Source organism: Colwellia sp. 20A7 (assembly GCF_009832865.1).
In the GTDB taxonomy this organism is placed as follows: domain Bacteria; phylum Pseudomonadota; class Gammaproteobacteria; order Enterobacterales; family Alteromonadaceae; genus Colwellia.
Window position 1 is genome coordinate 684,133 of record NZ_CP047130.1, and the last position, 21,861, is coordinate 705,993.

Below are 21,861 nucleotides of genomic sequence, written 5' to 3' on the forward strand. Positions count from 1 at the left end.
AATACTTTATTACGGATTATCGCTATTTTGATCGTCAGCTACATTATCGACATGTTGTTCCATTTCATACCACATAACATTAATAATGCCTAAAGATACGGCGAGTAATACACCTAAAATCCAACTGAAATACCACATAAAATCTTCCTCTAAATTTGTTTGAATTTCTAGTAACTATTTAATCAACTATTTAATTAAATAGGTATTAATAGGCACTGTGATTGTTTTGTTCAATTTCTTCAATAGTTACCGTACGCCACATTTTTTTATAACACCAAATAGTGTAGCCAAGAATAATAGGAACAAAAACAGAAACTACCGTGAACATCAAGGTTAGCGTGGTTTCACTTGAAACTGTATCCCACATTAATAAACTGTGATTCGGCTGGCTGCTTGATGGCATAACAAAAGGGAACATTGCAATGCCTGCGGTTAGTATTACACAAACAATCGTCACAGAACTTGCGATAAAAGCAGTAACTTTTACTACCATTTTGTTGTTTTTATTACTTAAGAAAAGTGCAACGATTAACGGCATTACTATCCCTGTAGCTGGCACTAGCCAAAGTATAGGATCATTTTGGTAATTATGAAGCCACGCACCAGCGGTTGTTGCTACTTGTTTTAATGTTGGTTGTGCTTGTCCCATTTTATCAATAGTACTTGTTACTACATAACCATCAATACTTTGCCACACCATCACGCCTGCTAGGGCGAACGCGAGTGATAACACCACAGCAACAACACGACCAATATTCGCTGAACGCTGTGCAACCTTGGCATCAGTGCGCATCACTAACCAAGTTGAACCATGCATTAATACCATAGCAACACTCACAATACCTGTTAGCAAAGTAAAAGGGGTGAATAAAGCGAAAAACGAGCCCGTATAAGTAACACGCATAAATTCGTCAAAGCTAAAAGGAACACCTTGCAACAAATTACCAAAAGCAACACCAAATACTAATGGCGGAACCATAGAGCCGACAAATAATGCTTTATCCCAGTTTGTACGCCAGTTTTCAGATTCAATTTTACTACGGTAATCAAATGCAAGCGGACGTAAAAACAAGCTAAATAGCGTTAACATCATCGCGAAATAAAAACCACTAAACGCCGTGGCATAAACTAAAGGCCATGCTGCAAACAGTGCTGCCCCTGCAGTAATTAACCATACTTGGTTACCATCCCAATGGGCACCAACAGTGTTAATAACCACACGACTTTCGACATCTTTTTTAGCGACGAAGGGTAATAAACCACCGACGCCCATATCCATACCATCCGTAATAGCAAAACCGATAAAAAGAAAGCCGATAAGCCCCCACCATATTAGTTTTAATGTTTCGTAATCAAACATGACTTTCCCCTTAAGAACTTTGGCTGCGAAGACCCGGTGCTAACTCGGATTCTTTTTCAAAATGATAACGACCTGTATGTAAAGCGCTAGGTCCCATTCGAGCAAATTTGATCATCAAATACATTTCAATAATAAATAAAATGGTATACACAACAATAAAGGCCACTAGCGAGATAACTAAATCGCTTACCGCCAGACTAGACGTTGACATGAACGTTGGTAAAATTTCACTGATAGACCATGGCTGACGACCAAACTCTGCGACAAACCAACCTGTTTCTATTGCTATCCAAGGTAAAGGTAATGCGAAAAGTAGGGCTTTTAATAACCAACGTTTTTCTTCTATTTGTCGTTTAGCGTTAAAGTAAAAAGCTAAACCAAATAACAGTAACATTGTAAAACCACAGGCAACCATGATTCTGAACGCCCAAAAAATAGGAGCAACGGAAGGCGTTGAATCTTTAACTGCCATCTGTATTTGTTCCTCAGTGGCATCAACGACATTGTCAGTATAACGTTTCAGTAATAAGCCGTAGCCAAGATCATGCTTTGTTTCGTTAAACTTAGCGATATTTTCTGGCGTTTCTTCGCCATTTCTCAGTTTTTCTAAATATCCATAGGCAATCATACCGTTACGGATTCTAGGCTCATGGGCTTTTTGTAAATCACGTAAACCAATGACTTTTTCGTCTAAAGAGCGTGTGGCAATTATTCCTAATGCATAAGGAATTTTTACCGCATAATCGGTTTCCATGGTTTCATCATTAGGCAAGCCTATTAGTGTAAATGCTGCTGGCGCCTCTTCCGTGTGATACTCAGCTTCAATCGCTGCAAGTTTCACGCGCTGTACTTCGCCCACTTCATAACCTGATTCATCACCCAAAAGGATTACTGATAATATTGCTGCAAGACCAAAACCAGCGGCAACAGAAAAAGAGCGTTTTGCAAAAGCAATATCTCTACCTTTAAGTAGGTAATAACTACTGATACTTAATACAAACATTGCACCAGCAACATAACCCGCTGCTACCGTATGAATAAACTTAACTTGAGCTACAGGGTTAAAAATAATTTCGCTAAAATTGACTAGCTCCATACGCATTGTCATGTAGTTAAATTCGCTACCGACAGGGTTTTGCATCCAACCATTAGCAATTAATATCCATAGGGCTGACATGTTTGTGCCTAATGCCATTAAAAACGTGCCCATTAAATGTTGACGTTTACTTAACCGGTCCCAGCCTAGAAAGAACATACCGACAAACGTTGATTCAAGGAAAAATGCCATTAAGCCTTCAATGGCTAGCGGGGCACCAAAAACATCACCGACATAATGAGAGTAATATGACCAGTTAGTACCAAATTCAAACTCCATGGTGAGGCCAGTAGCAACACCAATGGCAAAGTTGATACCAAACAACTTACCCCAAAATTTTGTCATGTCGCGATAAATCTCGCGTCCCGTCATTACAAAAACAGCTTCCATTATGAATAGAATCCACGTTAACCCAAGGGTTAAAGGGACGAATAAAAAATGAAATAAGGCAGTAATAGCGAACTGCCACCGCGATAGCTCTACTAAGGTTTCATTGATCATATTAATTTCTCTCTTGCGTGATTATTACACAACATATTATTTAACGTCTCGATGGTATTTTATTATTCTAAACTTGCTTATTCAGGTTCTTTTTTAGAAAAAAGGGTTTGTTTAACCGATAATATTTTCGTTATGCCTGTACCCAACTTCATCAGGGTATTTAATTGTTCAGGTGTTAGTTTTTGTAGTTCTGCAGCCCAATTCGTTATCATTTCTAATAAATCATGGATATCTTTCATACGTTGCTGAGCATACACTTCACTGTCGGTTTCTGGCGTATCTAGTAATAAATTGCGAAGTAATGATAGCGTTGGATCTACTTCACGTTTACGTCTTTCTTCAAAAACAATATTGGCCATATCCATCACACTACCAATAGCATTGTAATACTCTTTACGATCGCCCGGCACATGCGTTACTTGTACTAACTTCCATGATTGCAGCTCTTTAATGCCCATACTGACATTGCCGCGAGAAATATTAAGCATACTCGCCAGATCATTCGCAGTAATCGCTTTATCAGTAATTACTAATAAAGCATACATTTGCCCAACGGTACGGTTAAAACCCCATTTACTACCCATTTCACCAAAGTGATAAACGAACGACTGATTTTTTTCTGAAATTTCCATAGGCTAAAAATAAAGTTTCAATAATTTCTGAAAGTTTAAAACATTTTGAAACTTTGATCCAGATCAAATTAAAAATAATGATGATTTAGCATAAAGTATTAAAGTTAAAATTAAAAAATCCAGTATCATTTCACCCTGTTTATTCCTGTTTATTCCTGTTTATTCCTGTTTATTCCTGTTTATTTGCAAAGCATTTTAGTTTCAAAAGTAAAATATCTGATTGCGATACTAAGTTTGTCTGAATAAAAGCGCTTATTTCCAAACGATGGATATTTAACATGAATCTGCCTAAGACAAAATCATGTGTGTATATTCACTAATATAAATAGCAATATAAATGCCAAAAGATAAATTTAAAATAAACCAATTAAAAACAAAGGCTTAAGTTTATTTTGTCGGCTTATAAAATAATACACTTTTAATTGAGTCATAAATGACATTAAATGGCGTAATCTTGTGACAATTTTGGCTTTTAAGGAGGCAGGGTGGTACATCAAACTATTCAAGCGATAATCGAATCTATAGAGAAGCCAGCAATATACATTACCAATGATTACTCAATAGAGGCCGTCAACCAAGCTTATCGTGACACCTACAAAACAGAGGTGCTGTTAGGGAAAAGTAAGTGCTATGAAATATCGCACAATGCGACTAAACCTTGCGATCAGCAAGGTGAAACATGCCCTTTATCATCATGTAAACTAACCGATAACAATAGTTCAGCGTTACATATTCATCAAACGGAGCTAGGCGATGTTTATTGTAATATATTGATGAAACCCGTTAAGAATAATGACGGAATAACGATTGGCTTTTTAGAGATATTAGAGAAGATTGATTTTGCCAGCAGTGTCAGTAGCGATCGAAAGCTAATAGGAAAAAGCCAACCATTTCAAGATTTGCTTAAAATGATCACTCGCAGTGCAAAAAGTGATATTAGTGTTTTACTGCAGGGGAATACCGGCACAGGAAAAGAACTTGTTGCGTTATCAATACATCAAGCAAGTAAACGAAAAAATGAAGCGTTTATCGAGGTTGAGTGTACAGGGTTAAGTGAATCTTTATTTGAGTCTGAGTTATTTGGCCATGAAAAGGGCGCCTTTACTGGCGCTAATAGTAGTAAAAAAGGTTTGGTTTGTATGGCGAATAATGGCACTTTATTTTTAGATGAAATCGGTGATATACCGCTTAATTTACAAGTGAAATTATTACGCTTAATTGAAACTGGTTACTATCGACGAGTCGGTAGCGTTGATAAGAGAAAAGCTAACTTTAGATTGATCTGTGCTAGCCACAAAAACATAGAAAAAATGGTTGAAGAAGGAACATTTCGTGAAGACTTATATTATAGAATTGCGGCATTCCCGATTAGTTTACCAACGCTAAAAGAAAGACAGTCAGATATTTCATTATTAGCTGAACATTTATTATTAAAAAGTGAATTTTCATCTAAAAGGTTTTCATCAGAAGCATTAGCTACATTATCGAATTATCATTACCCAGGTAATATTAGAGAGCTTAAAAATATCGTTCAGCGAAGCGCATTATTAAGTGACGATGAATTTATTAACGTAGAACATTTGCCACAAAATATTATTAATGTAGATAAGCGTGAAGACCAACCTGCTAATTTGATATCTAATGAGAAAAAATATCTTATTGAATTATTAAATCAATATGGTAATCAACCAAAAATCATTGCTGACAATTTAGAGATAAGTGTTAGAACCCTTTATCGAAAATTACAAAAACATCAGTTGAATATCAGAGCATATGTTTTACCTAGGTAGCTGAAATAGAAAATTGCTGTTCTTCTACACATTCCCCTTGAGCATTATAACTTCTGTCATAAACAGAAATATTTCCTTGGTGATCTTGTGTGATTATATTAGTAGTACGGGTACCATACTCTGGCGATACAATAAAAATTGAACTAAGGCGTTGCTCCCAATCTATAGGAACACCCGTCTTAGGTAACTTCTCTATTTCGGCTTGTTGATTATTTTTCATCAGGGTGAATAAATTATTGATATTCAACTGCTGAGTAGGAGACTCATTTATTGCACTAGTAAGTTGCTCTTGTCCTAAGGCCATTTTCGGCCAAATATCGTCTAAATCGCCATTGCATAAACTATGAAAGCCAGTTGTTAATGTCTGTTGCTTTTTTGAGGTACTGTTAAAGTAAGTTAGGTTATTTAGTTTACCAAACACTAGATTAAAGCCGTTATAGCTATGTGCTGAGTTCACTAGCTGCTCATTTATTTCTTTATCTTGCTTAGCTAATGCCTGTGTTACTAAATCACCACGCGATTGTTTATTTTTATCAAATAACTGTGGTTCACGAAAATTAGTCAGCGCGCTAAACCTTCCTTGTTTATTTAAGCCTAACCAAGTACCACCTGCTTGTAAGTCTTTACCGGCTAGAATACTCGATTGCTCTTTATTTTCTGGCCACCAATGCATCATTTGAGTTGGTCTTTGATGAACTTCATCTCGATTGGCGCAGATAATCACTGGGTATTTAGGATGTTGATTGATGGCAAAAAATAAAATACACATATTATGGTTGTTTTTGATTTGAAATTATAACTTATGATAACTCTTTCTTTATACCGAGTGTTAGCTCAGGTAGTATTCAATACAAAGAAATTCTCATATTGTACGATGTGTATTACAGCGTACATATTTCAATTTATATATTGAAACGCAACTAGGTCATGAACATGTTCGAAATTCCCCAGATAAATTTAAAAGATAAAGTTTCAGCGCAAGAGTGGCAAACGCGTGTTGATTTAGCTGCCTGTTACCGATTAATGGTTATGCACGGTTGGGATGATCTTATCCATACTCACATTTCTGCACGTATTCCAGATAGTGAGCATATTTTAATTAATGCTTTTGGTTTAGCTTTTGAAGAAGTGACGGCATCTAATTTAGTTAAAATAGATATTAACGGTAATATTGTTGATAAAGAATGCCCATTTGAAATCAACCCCGCAGGTTTTACTATTCATAGTGCAGCTCACGAAGCACGGCACGATGATCTTTGTGTTATGCATGTGCATACCAATGAAACCATTGCAGTGGCAAGCCTAGAAGAAGGTTTATTACCATTGAGCCAATATTCGATGTTTGCGCTTGCCTCACTAAGCTACCATGGTTATGAAGGTTTAGCGGTTAATCATGAAGAGAAGCTAAGAATACAAGAGGATTTAGGTGATAAAAACTTTATGTTATTACGTAATCATGGCGCGCTAACCATGGGTAAAACCATTGGTGATGCATTCATGCATATGTATGACTTAACGCGAGCATGCCAAATACAGTTACAAGTAATGGCAACAGATATGAAACCTATCTATGCGCCGCAAAGTATTATTGATGGCATTAAAGTACAAGCTAATATTGTACATACAGGAAAAACCGGTGGTGAAACTGCTTGGCCAGCAATGTTACGTAGAGTGTATCGCAAATACCCAGATTTTGCTGATTAACGTCAACTCCGTACTTTTTAATCATACAGCTTAAAGCTGATAGTTAGTGATTTAGTCGTTAGTTTTAAGATAAATAAACTTATTAAAAGAGATAAAAATGAAAATTACCCATATAGAAGTATTTGATATTCATTGTCCGAAACGTCCCGCTTGGAACCCTGTTTTTGTTCGCATTCACACTGATGAAGGTATTAGCGGTGTTGGTGAAGCAGGTTTGGCATACGATTGGGGACACAGCGCGGCAGCAGCAATGCTGAAAGAGATCTCTGAAGCGGTTTTAATCGGTTTTAATCCGTTTAATACTGAGTTGTTATGGTCACGTATGCTTAGAGAAAGTTTTTGGGGCTTAGGTGGCGGACCGGTATTATATTCTGCCATGAGCGCCATAGACACCGCACTTTGGGATATTAAAGCCAAAGCGTTAGGCGTGCCTGTTTATCAATTACTTGGCGGTAAAGTCAATGACAAGTTACGCACCTACGCTAGCCAATTACAATTTGATTGGGATAGCGATATCAAAAAACTTATTGAGCCAGAAGAATATGCACAAGCGGCGTTAAAAGCGGTAAGTGAAGGTTACGATGCAGTTAAAGTTGACCCGATTGTGTATAACAAAGATGGTAGTTCGTCGTTTGACCGAACTAAGCTTTTTACCCGGCCACAAATGCGTCTTTTCGGAGACAGATTACGTGCCATTCGTGATGCGGTCGGTGAAGATGTTGATATCATTTTTGAATCTCACTCGCTTATGGGCGCGGCTTCCGCTATTCAAATGGGTAGAATTGTAGAAGAAGTTGACTGTATGATGTACGAAGAGCCGGTAAATTACTTAAACCCAGCTGTTCATAAAAAAGTGTCAGACAATGTTAATGTGCCTATTGCTGGCGGAGAGCGTTTATATCACCGCTGGGATGTGCGTCCTTACTTTGAAGATCAAAGTATTGATGTGTTACAACCGGATGTTGGCTTGTGTGGTGGCTTCACTGAAGCTAAAAAAGTGTGCGATTATGCTGATGTTTATGATATTCGTATTCAAGCCCATGTTTGTGGTGGCCCAGTAGCTACGGCAGCATCATTGCATTTAGAAACCGCTATTCCTAACTTCTTAATTCATGAACATCATACTTATGCCATTAAAGATTGGAATCGTGAATTATGTTTACAAGACCCTCAACCAGTAGATGGCTTCTTTCAAGTGACTGAAGTGCCAGGTATTGGTATTGAACTGAATGATGAAATAGTGAAACGTTCACCACATGTTACTATTAAATAATAGCTAAATGATCGTTAAGTAATTATTAACAATTTATAGCATACCAACGAAGCGCATTGTCATAACACAATGCGCTTTTTTCTTGTGTTGATAACGTTGTAATAAACTCATTACTTATTATTGATTGCCAGTAATCTTGGTAATTATTATGACTAAACAAGCAGAGTGGAAAGTTACTCGCTAACATCATTCTATCTTTACCAAAAGTATTGAAAATTAATACTAAATTTTGTGTTAACCAATCTTGTTTATAATCTCTGTTGATCATTTCCCACCCTGAACATTTTATTGCCACGTGAGGGTAACCAGATAATTTAAGTAAATTACTTTGCCAACGTTGCCATTCAATGGTCTCAATATTTCCAGGCGGAAAACCGGCATGATTAATGATGAAAGCAATATTCGTGTTATCACTAATAACTTCACACAGCGCATTGGCTGGCGCATGTTCAGTTAATGGCAATTGTGCTTCAAAAACTAAGGTTTCATTTCGTTGATTAGCAAGTTCGTTAAACGTATTGAAATTTGCTAAAACCTGTTGATTGCTGAGTAAACTGAGTGCTTGTTCATCTAAAATATGACGAACGCCAATAAAAGAAGTTAATAGCGCTAATTCATTAAGGCATTCATTAAATTGTTGACTCGAAAGCGTAAAATCAATGGCGGCTATTGCTCGAAAAGGCTTGTTACAGGTTTGCTCTAAATAGCTTAATTCTCGCCAAGGCTGCTGATTATCAAAGCCTGCTTCAATATGCACAAAACCCGCTAAGGTTAATGAAGGTTGAAGGGCTAAGTCTTGTTCTGTATATGCTTTATTAATACGTGCTTTATCAGGCCAGAAGGGTGGATTTTCAGGTTTTAGCCAATGATAATCCCCTTTGGCTAAAGCAAACAAATGCAAATGTGGATCAATTATTTTCATCTTTTACTCACACTTAACTCTACCATTTTATTGCGCAGTATAACCACCATCAATCACTTGTAAGCTGCCGGTGATAAATTTAGCTTTGTCTGATGCTAAAAATAAAACTAGCTCAGCCACTTCTTCAGGTTGCCCTAAACGGTTAAGTGGCTGCAAACTTTCTTCTTCACGATGAACCTCTGTTTTATCGGCACCCGATTTTTGGCAATAATTATCAATCGCTTGATGATATAAAGGGGTTTCAATGGTGCCGGGGCAGACCGCGTTGGCACGAATGTTAAATTGGGCATAATCTAAGGCCGTGGTTTTCGCCATAGAAGCCAGCGCACTTTTACTTAAGTTATAAGCAAAGGAATTGTGCTTAGCAATAAGGGCTTGATCAGAGGACATTAAAATAATAGCGCCACTGTTATTACTTTTCATATTAGGTAACACTGCTTTTATTGCCGCAAATGCACCTTTCACATTGATGCCTAATACTTTGTCAAAATCAGCCTCACTAGTCTCTTCAATGTTCGCAGAAAAGTGAATACCTGCATTCGACACGAGTACATCAATCGTGTGTAGTTGGCTTATTCGGTTAATAATACCGGTAACTTGGTCGATATTAGTGACATCACATAAACAAAATTCGCCTAATGTTGAAGGTGTTAAATCTAGATTGAAAACTAAATAATCATGCTTTAAAAATAATTTAACTATGCTTAAACCTATACCTGAACTGCCGCCAGTTATAATACAAACCTTTTTCATTAATCATCACTTTGTTGTTATTCACTCTTTGAAACTAAATCATACCGTTATCGTTAGGCGACTTCCATTTTCTTCTTACTATTATTTCGTTTCTTCTGCCTACTATTTCGTTATAATGACAGCAATTAAGTCAGTTGAGAATTTGTTATGAAAGCATGTGGTGTAGAAATAAAAAGCAATGAAGCAATCATTTGTATTATGTCTAAAGAGAATAGTTTGTATGATATTCCTCAGACGCGAGTACAAAAATTAGCGTTAGATAATGCCGGTGATGCAGAAGAAGTGAAAAAGTTTCAGTTTACTTTTGCTAAGTTAATGGAAGATTATCAAGTAACGGATGTGATTATTCGTGGACGTGCGTTAAAAGGTAAATTTGCTGGCGGCCCTATTGGCTTTAAAGTAGAGGCGGCAATTCAGTTAATACAAGATTTAAATGTTCAAATTTTAGCTGGCAGCTTTATTAAAAAAGAACTATCAAAAAGCCAAATCGACATCGATTTCCGTGATACTGGTTTGAAGCAATATCAAGAACAGGCTTTTGATACTGTATTTGCTTTCTTAGAAGGTCATTAAATAGTTTTATCATTATTAGTATGATAACTTTTGTAAAGCACTAATAAAGAATGTGTGTATTTATAAGCAGAAAAAGAGTATCAACTTTTTGTAAGGAGTATCTTATTACTCCTTTGTTGGGCTCGAATCCAAATTACATCAGGTGATTTAAAATTAAACTATGAATTCTGAATCAACTAAGTAGCTATTATAAAATAATAAAAATCACTTAACTTTAGGTATTAACGTTAGATATCAATTTTAGGTGTTAGCTTTAGGAAATGTTATGAAGGAACCTATGCGTCAACTCTATAAAGTAATATTACTAACCACTATTATTATGCTTCAAGCTTGTGGTAGTTCAGAAGATAAAACTGTTTTTTCTATTTCTGCTGATGTGAGTGAAGTTAATTTTAGTAGTGAATTTTTACAAGAGTCAACAGAGACCATTGCAATAAATGTAGATTTTGTTGGTGATGGTGTATTAGTTGGTTTCCCTCCAGACGCATCTTCTGCTCCTTGGTTAGAATATCGAACTGAAAACGTTACCGAGAACTCAGCTATTATTCTCATTGATGTTATTAATGCTCAGTTCCTACTGGCTGACACGTATGAAACAACGTTACGGTTAGCGACAAGTAATGAAGACTCAAGTAAGTTTTCTTTTCATGATATTGATATTTCGTTATTAATTTGGAATTTAGCGGTAGATACTGAAAAAGTCAGCTATAACGGCACTTTTGGTGATGAAACTATTCCTGCACAAAGCATTTCTATATTAACTGAAGAGAAGGAATGGACCGCAAGTACAGACGTTGACTGGTTGTCATTAGATGTTACTTCAGGTACCGGTGAAACTGAAATAGTTGTTACCCCTGATATCAGTGAATTTACTGAGTCTGGTTTACAACAAGGTAATATTATCTTAACGGATGTTGATTCAGGCGATATAAAATTAGTACCAGTAGAAGTAGCGTTAGATAATGTTTATTTACTTGCAGACCAAACTGCAGTGGCCTTAAGTTCAACTAATAATGCTTCAACATTAGAAAAAACAATCACAATTGGTAATAACACGGATTTAAATATTAATTGGACAGCGTCAACCGACGCTAATTGGCTGACGTTGACAAAAGTTAATGATGGGCAATTAAAAATAACAGCTGATTCAAGCCTTGCATCAGCGAATAATAATTCATCGGCTCAAGTGATTATTTCTGCTGACTCCGATATAGCAGCGATCAGTGAAACAATTACTATCAATTTTTATAACAGTAGCCAAGATGTAAGTAATAACGTTATTACGCCGTTAGCTATCAATAGTAGTGAGATCTTTACTTCCCCATTAAAGCCTGTCTTTTATCTTGGTGTAGGAAATGAGCTACTTACTTACCATCAATATACTGGTGAGCTTGAGTCTAGTGTAGAAATCTCTCCTGAAGGAACTATTCTAGAACAATTCATCATGCACCCCAATGGTGATTATTTGTTGGTAAAAGCTACTGAAACAGTAATACAAGAAGATGAGACTACAGCTGAAGTGGTTCATCGCTATAGCGTTTCACTTGACGATTACACTATTACTGAAATTATTGACACAGACATCATTAGTGAGCCAATCGCTATTGTTCGTTTGTCAGGGCGTTATTTTGTCATCACGCAAGCATTTGAGTTTGCGGATGAAAATCTTAATGTACTGCTTTGGGATGCTCCCAATGCGTTTCTTGTCAGTAAAGTAGCTGCCGCGTCTCAAGCTAATACACTGTTTGCTTTAGATAATAATACGGCTAGTTTTAAGCGTTATATTCCACAGGTAAATGACTTTGGTGATAATAAAGTTTCAGTTTCGTTAACGCATCAATACCACCCTGAATTATTAGCTGACGGGCAGCTTATCTTTGACTTTATGGTGACGAGTGATGAAGCTAATATTTATGCGCTTAGTCAAAGTAGTGAATGGATTAGTTTTGATGGCGATAACTTCGTTGATAATGGTTTATTAGAAGCTAACGCAAATGTTGTGACACTCTATTTAGCTAAAAATGGTGATAATCAGCCAAACTATTTCAGATTCAATAGCGCTAATGAACTGGGTTTTTATTTAGATGCTTATGATAACCACCAAACTATTTCCTCAACCACCTATACTCAAGGTGGACAGCCAGCTAACCTCAAGTTATCTAGCGATGATCAACGTTTAATTATTTATGTTGATTCATCAAGTAATACTGACCTTGATTCTCAAGTAGAGCTAGTAAGCATGCCATAATAGTATTCTTTACTATTCTAAATACTAAAAGGAGCATTTTGCTCCTTTTTTGCTTTTTAAGCTTAGCCTAATAACCAGTACGTATAAAAAACCATCAACATGGATGAAAATCTTCTTTCAAAAAAGTGAATAACATGATTTAATCAAACAACTGTTTGAGGTCAGACCACTGACTGTTTGTGTCAGTTATTATAAATTGACAAAATAAATATTGGAGAAGCACTATGCCAGAATATAAAGCACCGATTAGAGACATGAAGTTTGTCATGCAAGAGCTACTTGACTGCGATACCCATTATCAAAAATTAGGTTATGAAGATGCTAGCCTTGATATGGTTGACGCTATTATGAGTGAAGCTGCTAAGTTCACAGAGCAAGTTATTGCTCCTATTAATAAAAGTGGTGATGAACAAGGCTGTACTTGGACTGATGGCGTAGTAACTACTCCAGATGGCTTTAAAGAAGCCTACCAACAGTATGTTGAAGGCGGTTGGCCAACATTAGCACAAAACGTTGATTTTGGCGGGCAAGGCCTACCTCACTCATTGAATACTGCGTTAAACGAATTCTTTTCTGCTGCTAACCATAGTTTTGCTATGTATCCCGGCTTAAGTCACGGTGCCTTAGCAACAATTGAAGAGCATGGTAGCGAAGTTCAAAAAAATACTTTTATGCCTAAATTGGTTGAAGGTACTTGGACAGGCACTATGTGTTTAACTGAACCTCATTGTGGTACAGATTTAGGCATGTTGCGCACAAAAGCAGAGCTCAATGATGATGGTAGCTATGCAATTACCGGGACAAAAATCTTTATTTCAGCGGGCGAGCATGATTTATCTGACAATATTGTTCATATAGTTATTGCCAGAATTCCAGGTTCTCCAGAAGGAAGTCGTGGTATCTCATTGTTTATCGTACCTAAATTCAACGTAACCGACGCTGGTGAAGTTAGCGATAGAAACGCGGTAACTTGTGGTTCAATTGAACATAAAATGGGTATCAATGCTAACGCTACGTGTGTGATCAATTTTGATGGCGCAAAAGGCTATTTAATTGGTGAAATTAACCGTGGTTTAAATTGCATGTTTACCTTTATGAATGCTGCACGTTTGGGGGTTGCTAGTGAAGGTGTTGCAGCAGCAGATGCTTCTTTTCAAGGTGCATTAGCTTACGCTCAAGATAGATTACAAATGCGTTCTTTATCAGGTGTGAAAAATCCAAACGGACCAGCCGATCCTATTATTGTACATCCTGATGTTCGTCGTATGCTACTAACACAAAAATCTATTGCTGAAGGTGGCCGAGCATTAATTGGTTATTTAGCGCAATTAGTTGATATTGGTCATGCAAGTAAAGATGAAGCTGAAAAAGCAATAGCCGAAAGTAAATTAGCGCTATTAACACCTATTGCTAAAGCCTTCTTAACTGAGCTAGGCTTAGAATGTACAAGTCATGGCGTACAAGTATTTGGTGGTCATGGCTTTATTAAAGAGTGGGGCATGGAACAGTTAATGCGTGATACTAAAATTAGCTGCTTATACGAAGGTACTACCGGTATTCAAGCACTTGATTTATTAGCACGTAAGATTTTAGGCTCGAAAGGTGAGATATTGAAACCGTTTGGTGCTGAAGTTACCGCATTCTGTGTTGCCAATGCCGGCGATGAAGCGATGCAGGAATTCATTCAACCTATTATGACCTTTGGTGGTGATTGGCAGAAAATGACTGAAACCTTAGGTTTGAAAGCAATGCAGAACCCTGATGAAATTGGTGCTGCATCGGTAGATTACTTGATGTATTCAGGTTATTTAACCTTGGCTTATTTCTGGGCGAAAATGGCGAAAGTAGCACAAGAGAAATTAGCGGCTAGTGATGACGATAAAGCTTTTTATCAAGCTAAAATCAAAACAGCACGTTTCTATTTTCAACGAATTTTACCAAGAGCAAACGGCCATGCAGCTTGTGTAGCTAATGGTGCTGAATCAATGATGGCATTAGATAGCGAAGAATTTATTTTCTAAGTATATCTGCTGTGTTATCTAAAAAAGGGAAGCTATATGCTTCCCTTTTTTATTAAATTTCGGTAGTCGTCTACTTTTATAAGCGACCATTAGCTCGTTTATGACGTTATAGAATACGTTTAATCGTTAGTCACTATGAATACTCGGCTAAAATAACATCGGCTATTTTAGCCGCTATCATAATTGTCGGGGCATTAGTATTACCACTGATTAAGGTTGGCATTATTGAGGCATCAATAACACGTAACTTATTCAAACCATAAACTTTTAATGTTTGGTCGACAACAGCCATGTCATCATTACCCATCTTACATGTACCAACAGGGTGATAGATGGTATTAGCTTTGTTTTTCAAAAACATTAAAATTTCTTCATCTGTTTGTGTTTTCTCGCCAGGGAATATTTCCGAACCATTATTTTCACTAAGCGGTGATTGAGATAAAATTGAGCGAGCAACTTTTACTGCTTGAATCATATCTTGTTGGTCGTCTTCATGGCTTAGCATATTTAACGTGATTTTTGGGTGAAGGCTTACTTTATTACCGTATAAGGTGACACTGCCTCGACTCTTAGGTCGAAGTAAACAGGCATGTAGTGAAATACCATAGTTAAGTTGCATCTTTAAATTACGGCCATGATCATCAAAGGCCGCAGGAATAAAATGTAGTTGTAAATCAGGTCTAAGTAAATCAGGTTTTGATTTGATAAAGCCACCCGACTCGGCAACGGCAGAGGTTAATATTCCACAACGGTTGTCGTTTACTGTTTTATTATTTGATGAAAGAGGAAAGTACTTTAGCGCTTGTGTGAACAACCACCAAGCTGCTTTTGGGCGAAGTGCTAATAAATCATGACGGTTATGTTTATTTACTATCACAATATCTGGGTGATCTTGTAAATTTTGTCCCACGCCAGATAATTCATGCACCAGGGGGATATTATGTTTAGTGAGTTCTGCTTTTGAGCCTACCCCAGATAACATTAATAATTGTGGTGAATTAAAGGCGCCGGCACTTAATAGCACTTCTTTTTTTACGAAAATATTGTGCTGCTTGCCTTTTACGTTGTAGCAAACTCCCGTAGCTGCTTTATTCTCGTTAATTAATATTTTCTGTACTTGAGCATCAGTAATAACGGTTAAATTTTCACGATGAAGATTAGGTGTTAAAAAAGCTTTAGCGGCACTGCAACGTTGTCCATGTTTTTGTGTGACTTGGTAATAGCCAACGCCTTCTTGGTTTTCGCTATTAAAATCATTATTAAATACAAAGCCAGCTTGCTGGGCTGAAGAGATGAAATCATCGTGTATTGGTGGTTTAGAGCGTGAATCAGCAACGTTTAACGCGCCGCCAATACCATGAAATTCACTCTCGCCACGTTCTTGATGTTGTGTATTTTTAAAATAAGGTAAAACATCATTAAATGACCAACCTTTATTACCCAGTGCTTCCCAATGGTCGTAATCTTCTTTCTGTCCACGGGTGTATAACATTGCATTAATAGAGCTACTACCGCCTAATGTTTTTCCTCGCGGATTAAATATTTCTCTATTATTTTGTGATGATTCAGGTGCAGAGTGAAATTGCCAATTACGAACATTATCTTTGATTAATTCGATAATCCCTATCGGCATATGAATGCTCCAGTGACTATCCTTAGGGCCGGCTTCTAATAAACAAATTTGATATTTACCACAAGCGGATAATTTGTCAGCTAACACGCATCCCGCCGAGCCAGCACCAATAATAATAAAATCAAAATTATTCATAAAGCTTTCCTCTACAAAATAGGTCAGACCACTATGAGCTAAATTATTGATGATTTCAAGATTAATGATTAAGGGCATTTTAGTAAAAAGTATTACGGTTTTTTGTTTTATTTTTTGAAATAATAAGTATGCTGTGATCAAAATAAATAACAAAGATCATGAATAACAATGAAACTTCCTCAAATCGGTCCTGCATTTTTAGTCACCGCTGCCTTTATTGGCCCAGGCACAGTTATTACCGCTTCTATTGCGGGGGCTGATTATGGCTTCGCTTTATTATGGGCATTGCTATTTTCAGTCCTTGCGACGTTAATTTTACAAGAAATGACCGCTCGTTTGGGTATCGTTACCCAAAAAGGCTTAGGTGAAAATATCCGTCAAGCGTGTACAAACCCTTTATTAAGAGGCTTGGCTATTGCCTTAGTTCTGTCTGCTATTGTTGTTGGTAACAGCGCCTATCAAAGTGGCAATATTTCCGGGGCTAGCTTAGGGCTGGTGGGTATTTTTGAAGACATTGGCTTAGCGTTTAGTTCTGCTCAAACGATTTTCTCAATTCTCATTGGCACTATTGCTTTTTTCTTGTTAATTTCAGGTAGCTATAAGCTTATTGAAACAGCACTTATTTTGTTAGTGTCAATAATGAGTTTAGCGTTCATTATCACCTTTTTGTTAACAAAACCGGATGTAATGGTTTTATTGTCTGGGTTATTTAAACCAATTATACCTGATGGTGCTACGTTAACTGTTATTGCATTAATAGGTTCAACTATTGTGCCTTACAATTTATTTTTACACGCTTCAAGTGTGAGTAAAAAATGGCATGTCGTTAGTGATTTACCGCAAGCGAGAAAAGATTTGTATATTTCACTTCCGCTGGGTGGCTTAATTTCTATGGCTATTCTATCTACAGCCGCCACTGCTTTTTTTGGTTCGCAGGTTTCAATCACGTCAGCAGCCGATATAGCGCCAGCATTAAAGCCCCTGTTTGGTGATATGGCGAGTATTTTTATTGGTATTGGACTCTTTGCTTCTGGAATTTCGTCAGCAGTTACCGCGCCATTAGCGGCAGCCTTTGCCTTGAGCGGTATTTTAAATTCGAGTAAGGATTTACACTCTAATAGCTTTAAAGCTATTTGGATAGTCGTACTGTTTTTAGGAGTGCTAGGCTCTAGCTTAGGTTATAAGCCAATTGCCGTCATTTGGTTTGCACAAATAGCCAATGGTATTTTACTGCCTATAGTGACAATTTTTTTATTATGGATAATGAATACTAAGGTGCTCGGCGAGTATAAAAACAATATTTGGCAAAATACCCTTGGGGCAATCGTTGTTTTTGTTTCACTATTACTAAGTGGCCGAAGCTTAATGTCAGCGTTTGGTTTTTTATAAAAATTTAGACCGGTAATTTGTCGGTTCTTTATTTAAGATCAACAGCTAATTAGTTATAAATGTTATGCTATTAACATATAAAAACTCAGTGAAGAGCTCACCTTGCTAGGCTTTAAAAAAAGACAATCGTTCTTGCTAGTACTACTATTGGTTATAGCTAGCTATAACCAATATAGCTTTGCCAAAGTAACGCCTGTAGCGGTAAATGACGATTTACAAAAAGTGCTTAATGCCAGTCAAAATGGTGATGTTATTACCTTGTCGGCAGGGAAATACCTAGGTAACTTTATTATTGCTAAACAAATTACCTTGCGTGGCGAAAACGGAACCGTCATTGACGCTCAAGGCCACGGACATGGGCTTGTACTAAAAAACTCTTATATCACCATTGATAGCCTAAATATTATTAATTGGGGTGCTGATCTTGATGAAGAAAATTCGGGTATTTACGTTAATAACCAAAGAGTCAATGAAAGGGCCGTAGGCTTAGTTATTAAAAATAATAGTTTGTCAGGAGATGGCTTTGGTATTTGGCTCAATCATGCGACTAAGGCAACGATACTTAATAATAAAGTGAATGGTAATTTATCATTACCTTCCGCTAAAAGAGGTAATGGCATACAAGCGACTAATGTAACCAATAGCCACATTGCTGATAATGATGTTTTTGACGTACGTGATGGTATTTATGTTATCGCGAGTCAACATAATCTAATAGAGAAAAACACTGTGCATCAGCTACGTTATGGTATTCATTACATGAATTCTAACGATAATGTCGTGAAGGATAATACCGCTTACAACACTCGGGCAGGTTATGCTTTAATGAGCTCTAGTCGTTTAACGGTTACAGGCAATAAAGTCACCAACAGTGAAGATTACGGATTTTTATTGAATTTCTTGGATGAATCTACTCTTAGTGATAATTACATCAAAAACGTATGGACTAAGCCTGGAAATGTAATGGCAGGTCGCGCTGGTAAAGGTTTTTTTGTTTATAACTCAAGTGCTAACATATTAGAGAACAATACTGTTGATACCACCGAAATAGGCATTCATTTAACGGCAGGTTCAGAAAATATACAAGTTTATGGCAACAATTTTATTAATAATCCAACACCTGTGAAGTATGTATCGAATACCGAACAAGAATGGAGTAAAGACGGTCGTGGTAATTACTGGAGTAGCTATCTTGGCTGGGATATAGATAAAGACGGCATAGGTGATACTATTTTTGAGCCTAATGACGGTATTGATAAATTAGTATGGCAATACCCAGAAATGAAAATGATAATGGATAGCCCTGCTATCGTAATTTTACGTTGGGTACAGCAACAATTTCCAGTCTTAAAGTCACCGGGAGTCACCGATAGTTATCCATTAATGACCCCTCATTTTTCTCAAAAAAAACAGAACGATAATTCATTACTCATTAATCAGTTAACGCCAAGGGCTGTTCAATAATGACAAGCATAGGAAGGATAATATGAGTTCCCCGCTAGTTTCATTAGTTGAAGCAGGAAAGTCTTATGGGCAACTTAACGCATTAAACGCGATAAATATGTCGTTGAATGAAGGCGAAGTGCTTGGCTTATTTGGTCATAATGGTGCTGGTAAAACGACTATGATGAAGCTTATTCTTGGTGTTATTTCACCAAGCTGTGGCAAAGTAGAAGTGATGGGAATGCCACCTGATTTAAAAGAAGCTTGGCATTGTCGAAATAAGATAGGATATTTACCTGAAAATGTTAGTTTTTATGAGCAGTTAACAGGGCTAGAAGTACTGACTTATTTTGTTAAGTTAAAAAGCCCTACCAACAAAGATAGTAGAAAGCAGGCAATAGATTTATTAGAGCAGGTAGGCATTACTAAAGCAATACACCGTCAGGTAAAAACATACTCAAAGGGCATGCGTCAAAGGCTTGGATTAGCGCAAGCATTTATCAATAGACCAAAGCTCTTGCTGTTAGATGAACCAACGGTTGGCCTTGATCCTGTCGCGACTCAAGACTTCTATAAAACAGTGGACCAACTTAAGTCGACTGGCAGCAGTGTTATCTTATGTTCTCATGTACTGCCAGGTGTAGAACAGCATATTGACCGAGCAATGATTTTATCTTCTGGAAAGCTACTCGCTCTAGGAACATTACAAGCATTACGTAAGCAAGCTGAGCTACCTGTTATTATTAAATCGTCAGGAATAAATCACGCTATTGCTCAAAACAGTCATTTAACACAGTACTTAAGCGATGTTTACTCTAATACACTGAAAGTACCAGCGCATGAAAAAATAAAGGTATTAAAGCAGTTAATTAACATGGAAGGGCTAAAGGATATTGAAATAGAATCCCCAAATTTAGAACAAGTATATCAGCACTTTATTTCAGTGCATGAACTCACATTAAAGGCAAAAGATAATGGAGCACCGAGTTAATGCATCAAATATTTACGGTGGCCAGTAAGGAGTTTCATGATGGCCTAAGAAATCGTTGGTTGGTTTCCATAACGCTAATTTTTGCGCTACTGTCTACTGGCTTAACTTATTTTGGCGCTGCAGCATCGGGTGCCGTTGGGGTTACTTCGTTATCAACCACGCTTGCTAGTTTAGCAAGCCTGATCGTCTTTCTTATCCCGTTGATTGCCTTGTTGTTAAGTTATGACAGCTTCGTTGGCGAGCAAGAAAGCGGTACTCTACTTTTATTACTCACTTATCCGTTAAGTAAAAGCCAATTATTACTTGGTAAGTTTATTGGCCAAGGTGGAATTATAACCCTCGCTATCCTCGTGGGTTTTGGTGTTCCAGCTATAATTTTATATGGGCAACTGGGTGATTTAAATATTTTGAATACCTTTGGCTTATTTATTATCAGCGCTACTTTATTAGGCCTAAGTTTTACCGCTATTTCTTATGTTATCAGCCTTTCTGTGGCAGAAAAGTCAAAAGCTGTCGGTTTTGCCTTGATTACTTGGTTCTTATTTTCTCTCGCTTTTGACCTTGCTTTGCTTGCTTTATTAGTGGGAGTTGAAGAAGCCATAACACCACAAGGTTTAATACAATTATTGATGTTAAACCCAACGGATATTTTTCGTCTTGTGAATTTTATCGGCCTAGATAATCGTAATGTTAGTGGTGTGCTATCTATTGCTACTAATGCCAGTTTATCCTACACATCATTATTTTTAGCGTTAATTGCTTGGGTTATTATTCCTTTAGCATTAGCTATATTTATTTTTAAGAAAAAGACACTTTAACTAGGGTTGTTAATAATCCTTATTTACTGAGAATATTGACCATGAAACAGTACAAACTATTGGCGCTAATTACAGCGCTTACGCTAACCACTCCTTTGGTGATGTCTTGCTCTGATAATTCAGAACAACAAAAAGTTATACACCAAGCCGTCGTTATGGAATCAAGTGATGAATGTCATTTATGTGGCATGCTTATTACACGTTTTGACGGCCCTAAAGGTGAAGTTTTTCGTAAAGAGCAAGACGATAAAGTTTTTAAATTCTGCTCTACGCAAGATATGTTTAGCTATTATTTAGATCCAGAAAACACCCGTAATGTTGCTCAGATGTTAGTACATGACATGAGTAAAATGCCATGGGGCAGTGACAGTATTGATGATAAATATTTTATTGATGCGAAAACCGCATGGTATGTAGCTGGTTCAGACAAAATGGGAGCTATGGGGAAAACCTTAGCTAGCTTTAGCCAGAAAGCTGATGCGGAAGCTTTTGCCAAAGAGTTTGGTGGAGAAGTAAATAGCTTTGAAGATATTAACCTGAATACGTTAATGTAATATCAATTATTATATTAAAATCCCC

The 21,861-nt window shown here is 37.0% G+C and carries 19 protein-coding genes; 11 read left to right on the plus strand and 8 right to left on the minus strand.

What is annotated here, in order from left to right; translation table 11 throughout:
• Nucleotides 1-9: 9 nt before the first annotated feature.
• The 4 genes from cydX to GQS55_RS02995 form a co-directional block, all read right to left on the minus strand.
• Complete coding sequence (gene cydX, locus GQS55_RS02980) at nt 10-138, minus strand: cytochrome bd-I oxidase subunit CydX (protein ID WP_159817840.1); 129 nt, start codon at nt 136-138, stop codon at nt 10-12.
• 67 nt (nt 139-205) lie between these two features.
• Entirely contained in the window at nt 206-1,360 is a 1,155-nt protein-coding gene (gene cydB, locus GQS55_RS02985) for a cytochrome d ubiquinol oxidase subunit II (protein WP_159817842.1), read from the minus strand.
• A 10-nt stretch (nt 1,361-1,370) separates the two neighbouring features.
• Nucleotides 1,371-2,957 carry a cytochrome ubiquinol oxidase subunit I gene (locus tag GQS55_RS02990; protein WP_159817844.1) on the minus strand — a complete coding sequence of 529 codons (1,587 nt, stop codon included), beginning with the start codon at nt 2,955-2,957 and terminating at the stop codon, nt 1,371-1,373.
• Between the two features lie 77 nt (nt 2,958-3,034).
• Nucleotides 3,035-3,589, minus strand: coding sequence for a GbsR/MarR family transcriptional regulator (locus GQS55_RS02995; RefSeq protein WP_159817846.1), 555 nt, complete (start codon nt 3,587-3,589; stop codon nt 3,035-3,037).
• 485 nt (nt 3,590-4,074) lie between these two features.
• Here GQS55_RS02995 and GQS55_RS03000 point away from each other — a divergent pair, with 485 nt between their 5' ends.
• Entirely contained in the window at nt 4,075-5,379 is a 1,305-nt protein-coding gene (locus GQS55_RS03000) for a sigma-54 interaction domain-containing protein (RefSeq protein WP_159817848.1), read from the plus strand.
• Here GQS55_RS03000 and GQS55_RS03005 read toward each other — a convergent pair.
• Nucleotides 5,372-6,148 carry an NRDE family protein gene (locus GQS55_RS03005; protein ID WP_159817850.1) on the minus strand — a complete coding sequence of 259 codons (777 nt, stop codon included), beginning with the start codon at nt 6,146-6,148 and terminating at the stop codon, nt 5,372-5,374. The genes GQS55_RS03000 and GQS55_RS03005 overlap by 8 nt on opposite strands.
• 164 nt (nt 6,149-6,312) lie before the next feature.
• On the opposite strand from GQS55_RS03005, the gene GQS55_RS03010 reads away from it, so the two are divergent.
• Nucleotides 6,313-7,083, plus strand: a complete 771-nt coding sequence (locus GQS55_RS03010; protein ID WP_159817852.1) for a class II aldolase/adducin family protein — start codon at nt 6,313-6,315, stop codon at nt 7,081-7,083.
• Nucleotides 7,084-7,180: 97 nt separating this feature from the next.
• Nucleotides 7,181-8,356, plus strand: a complete 1,176-nt coding sequence (locus tag GQS55_RS03015; protein WP_159817854.1) for a mandelate racemase/muconate lactonizing enzyme family protein — start codon at nt 7,181-7,183, stop codon at nt 8,354-8,356.
• A 25-nt stretch (nt 8,357-8,381) separates the two neighbouring features.
• Here the strand turns inward: GQS55_RS03015 and GQS55_RS03020 are convergent, their stop codons facing one another.
• Together GQS55_RS03020 and GQS55_RS03025 are read right to left on the minus strand one after the other, a co-directional pair.
• A complete protein-coding gene (locus tag GQS55_RS03020; RefSeq protein ID WP_159817856.1) occupies nt 8,382-9,278 on the minus strand; it encodes an amidohydrolase family protein in 897 nt (298 codons plus the stop codon).
• A 27-nt stretch (nt 9,279-9,305) separates the two neighbouring features.
• Complete coding sequence (locus GQS55_RS03025; RefSeq protein WP_159817858.1) at nt 9,306-10,031, minus strand: SDR family NAD(P)-dependent oxidoreductase; 726 nt, start codon at nt 10,029-10,031, stop codon at nt 9,306-9,308.
• 147 nt (nt 10,032-10,178) lie between these two features.
• On the opposite strand from GQS55_RS03025, the gene GQS55_RS03030 reads away from it, so the two are divergent.
• The 3 genes from GQS55_RS03030 (at nt 10,179) to GQS55_RS03040 (ending at nt 14,873) form a co-directional block, all read left to right on the plus strand.
• Entirely contained in the window at nt 10,179-10,604 is a 426-nt protein-coding gene (locus tag GQS55_RS03030; RefSeq protein ID WP_159817860.1) for a DUF3010 family protein, read from the plus strand.
• Nucleotides 10,605-10,869: 265 nt separating this feature from the next.
• Nucleotides 10,870-12,852 carry a hypothetical protein gene (locus GQS55_RS03035; protein ID WP_159817862.1) on the plus strand — a complete coding sequence of 661 codons (1,983 nt, stop codon included), beginning with the start codon at nt 10,870-10,872 and terminating at the stop codon, nt 12,850-12,852.
• 224 nt (nt 12,853-13,076) lie between these two features.
• Complete coding sequence (locus GQS55_RS03040) at nt 13,077-14,873, plus strand: acyl-CoA dehydrogenase C-terminal domain-containing protein (RefSeq protein ID WP_159817864.1); 1,797 nt, start codon at nt 13,077-13,079, stop codon at nt 14,871-14,873.
• Between the two features lie 133 nt (nt 14,874-15,006).
• Here GQS55_RS03040 and GQS55_RS03045 read toward each other — a convergent pair whose 3' ends face one another.
• Nucleotides 15,007-16,641 (minus strand): GMC family oxidoreductase, encoded by a 1,635-nt coding sequence (locus GQS55_RS03045; RefSeq protein WP_159817866.1) that lies wholly within the window; start codon nt 16,639-16,641, stop codon nt 15,007-15,009.
• 168 nt (nt 16,642-16,809) lie between these two features.
• Here GQS55_RS03045 and GQS55_RS03050 point away from each other — a divergent pair, with 168 nt between their 5' ends.
• From GQS55_RS03050 to GQS55_RS03070, 5 genes are all read left to right on the plus strand, one after another.
• Nucleotides 16,810-18,030 (plus strand): Nramp family divalent metal transporter, encoded by a 1,221-nt coding sequence (locus tag GQS55_RS03050; RefSeq protein ID WP_159817868.1) that lies wholly within the window; start codon nt 16,810-16,812, stop codon nt 18,028-18,030.
• A 102-nt stretch (nt 18,031-18,132) separates the two neighbouring features.
• On the plus strand, nt 18,133-19,494 hold the full coding sequence (locus tag GQS55_RS03055) for a nitrous oxide reductase family maturation protein NosD (RefSeq protein ID WP_159817870.1): 1,362 nt from the start codon (nt 18,133-18,135) through the stop codon (nt 19,492-19,494).
• Between the two features lie 22 nt (nt 19,495-19,516).
• The gene (locus GQS55_RS03060; protein ID WP_159817872.1) at nt 19,517-20,464 is read left to right on the plus strand and encodes an ABC transporter ATP-binding protein; all 948 of its coding nucleotides are present in this window, start codon (nt 19,517-19,519) and stop codon (nt 20,462-20,464) included.
• Nucleotides 20,464-21,282 (plus strand): ABC transporter permease, encoded by an 819-nt coding sequence (locus tag GQS55_RS03065; RefSeq protein ID WP_159817874.1) that lies wholly within the window; start codon nt 20,464-20,466, stop codon nt 21,280-21,282. The genes GQS55_RS03060 and GQS55_RS03065 overlap by 1 nt, the downstream gene beginning before the upstream one ends.
• 41 nt (nt 21,283-21,323) lie before the next feature.
• On the plus strand, nt 21,324-21,836 hold the full coding sequence (locus GQS55_RS03070) for a nitrous oxide reductase accessory protein NosL (RefSeq protein ID WP_159817876.1): 513 nt from the start codon (nt 21,324-21,326) through the stop codon (nt 21,834-21,836).
• Nucleotides 21,837-21,861 lie beyond the last annotated feature (25 nt).

Excerpts from the sequence above, each read along its gene's own strand:
- cydB (WP_159817842.1), bottom strand. The coding sequence starts at position 1,360 with ATGTTTGATTACGAAACATTAAAACTAATATGGTGGGGGCTTATCGGC.
- GQS55_RS03065 (WP_159817874.1), top strand. The coding sequence starts at position 20,464 with ATGCATCAAATATTTACGGTGGCCAGTAAGGAGTTTCATGATGGCCTA.
- GQS55_RS03040 (WP_159817864.1), top strand. The coding sequence starts at position 13,077 with ATGCCAGAATATAAAGCACCGATTAGAGACATGAAGTTTGTCATGCAA.
- GQS55_RS03035 (WP_159817862.1), top strand. The coding sequence starts at position 10,870 with ATGAAGGAACCTATGCGTCAACTCTATAAAGTAATATTACTAACCACT.
- GQS55_RS02990 (WP_159817844.1), bottom strand. The coding sequence starts at position 2,957 with ATGATCAATGAAACCTTAGTAGAGCTATCGCGGTGGCAGTTCGCTATT.
- GQS55_RS03005 (WP_159817850.1), bottom strand. The coding sequence starts at position 6,148 with ATGTGTATTTTATTTTTTGCCATCAATCAACATCCTAAATACCCAGTG.
- GQS55_RS03045 (WP_159817866.1), bottom strand. The coding sequence starts at position 16,641 with ATGAATAATTTTGATTTTATTATTATTGGTGCTGGCTCGGCGGGATGC.
- cydX (WP_159817840.1), bottom strand. The coding sequence starts at position 138 with ATGTGGTATTTCAGTTGGATTTTAGGTGTATTACTCGCCGTATCTTTA.
- GQS55_RS03070 (WP_159817876.1), top strand. The coding sequence starts at position 21,324 with ATGAAACAGTACAAACTATTGGCGCTAATTACAGCGCTTACGCTAACC.
- GQS55_RS02995 (WP_159817846.1), bottom strand. The coding sequence starts at position 3,589 with ATGGAAATTTCAGAAAAAAATCAGTCGTTCGTTTATCACTTTGGTGAA.
- GQS55_RS03020 (WP_159817856.1), bottom strand. The coding sequence starts at position 9,278 with ATGAAAATAATTGATCCACATTTGCATTTGTTTGCTTTAGCCAAAGGG.
- GQS55_RS03060 (WP_159817872.1), top strand. The coding sequence starts at position 19,517 with ATGAGTTCCCCGCTAGTTTCATTAGTTGAAGCAGGAAAGTCTTATGGG.
- GQS55_RS03030 (WP_159817860.1), top strand. The coding sequence starts at position 10,179 with ATGAAAGCATGTGGTGTAGAAATAAAAAGCAATGAAGCAATCATTTGT.
- GQS55_RS03015 (WP_159817854.1), top strand. The coding sequence starts at position 7,181 with ATGAAAATTACCCATATAGAAGTATTTGATATTCATTGTCCGAAACGT.
- GQS55_RS03010 (WP_159817852.1), top strand. The coding sequence starts at position 6,313 with ATGTTCGAAATTCCCCAGATAAATTTAAAAGATAAAGTTTCAGCGCAA.
- GQS55_RS03050 (WP_159817868.1), top strand. The coding sequence starts at position 16,810 with ATGAAACTTCCTCAAATCGGTCCTGCATTTTTAGTCACCGCTGCCTTT.
- GQS55_RS03025 (WP_159817858.1), bottom strand. The coding sequence starts at position 10,031 with ATGAAAAAGGTTTGTATTATAACTGGCGGCAGTTCAGGTATAGGTTTA.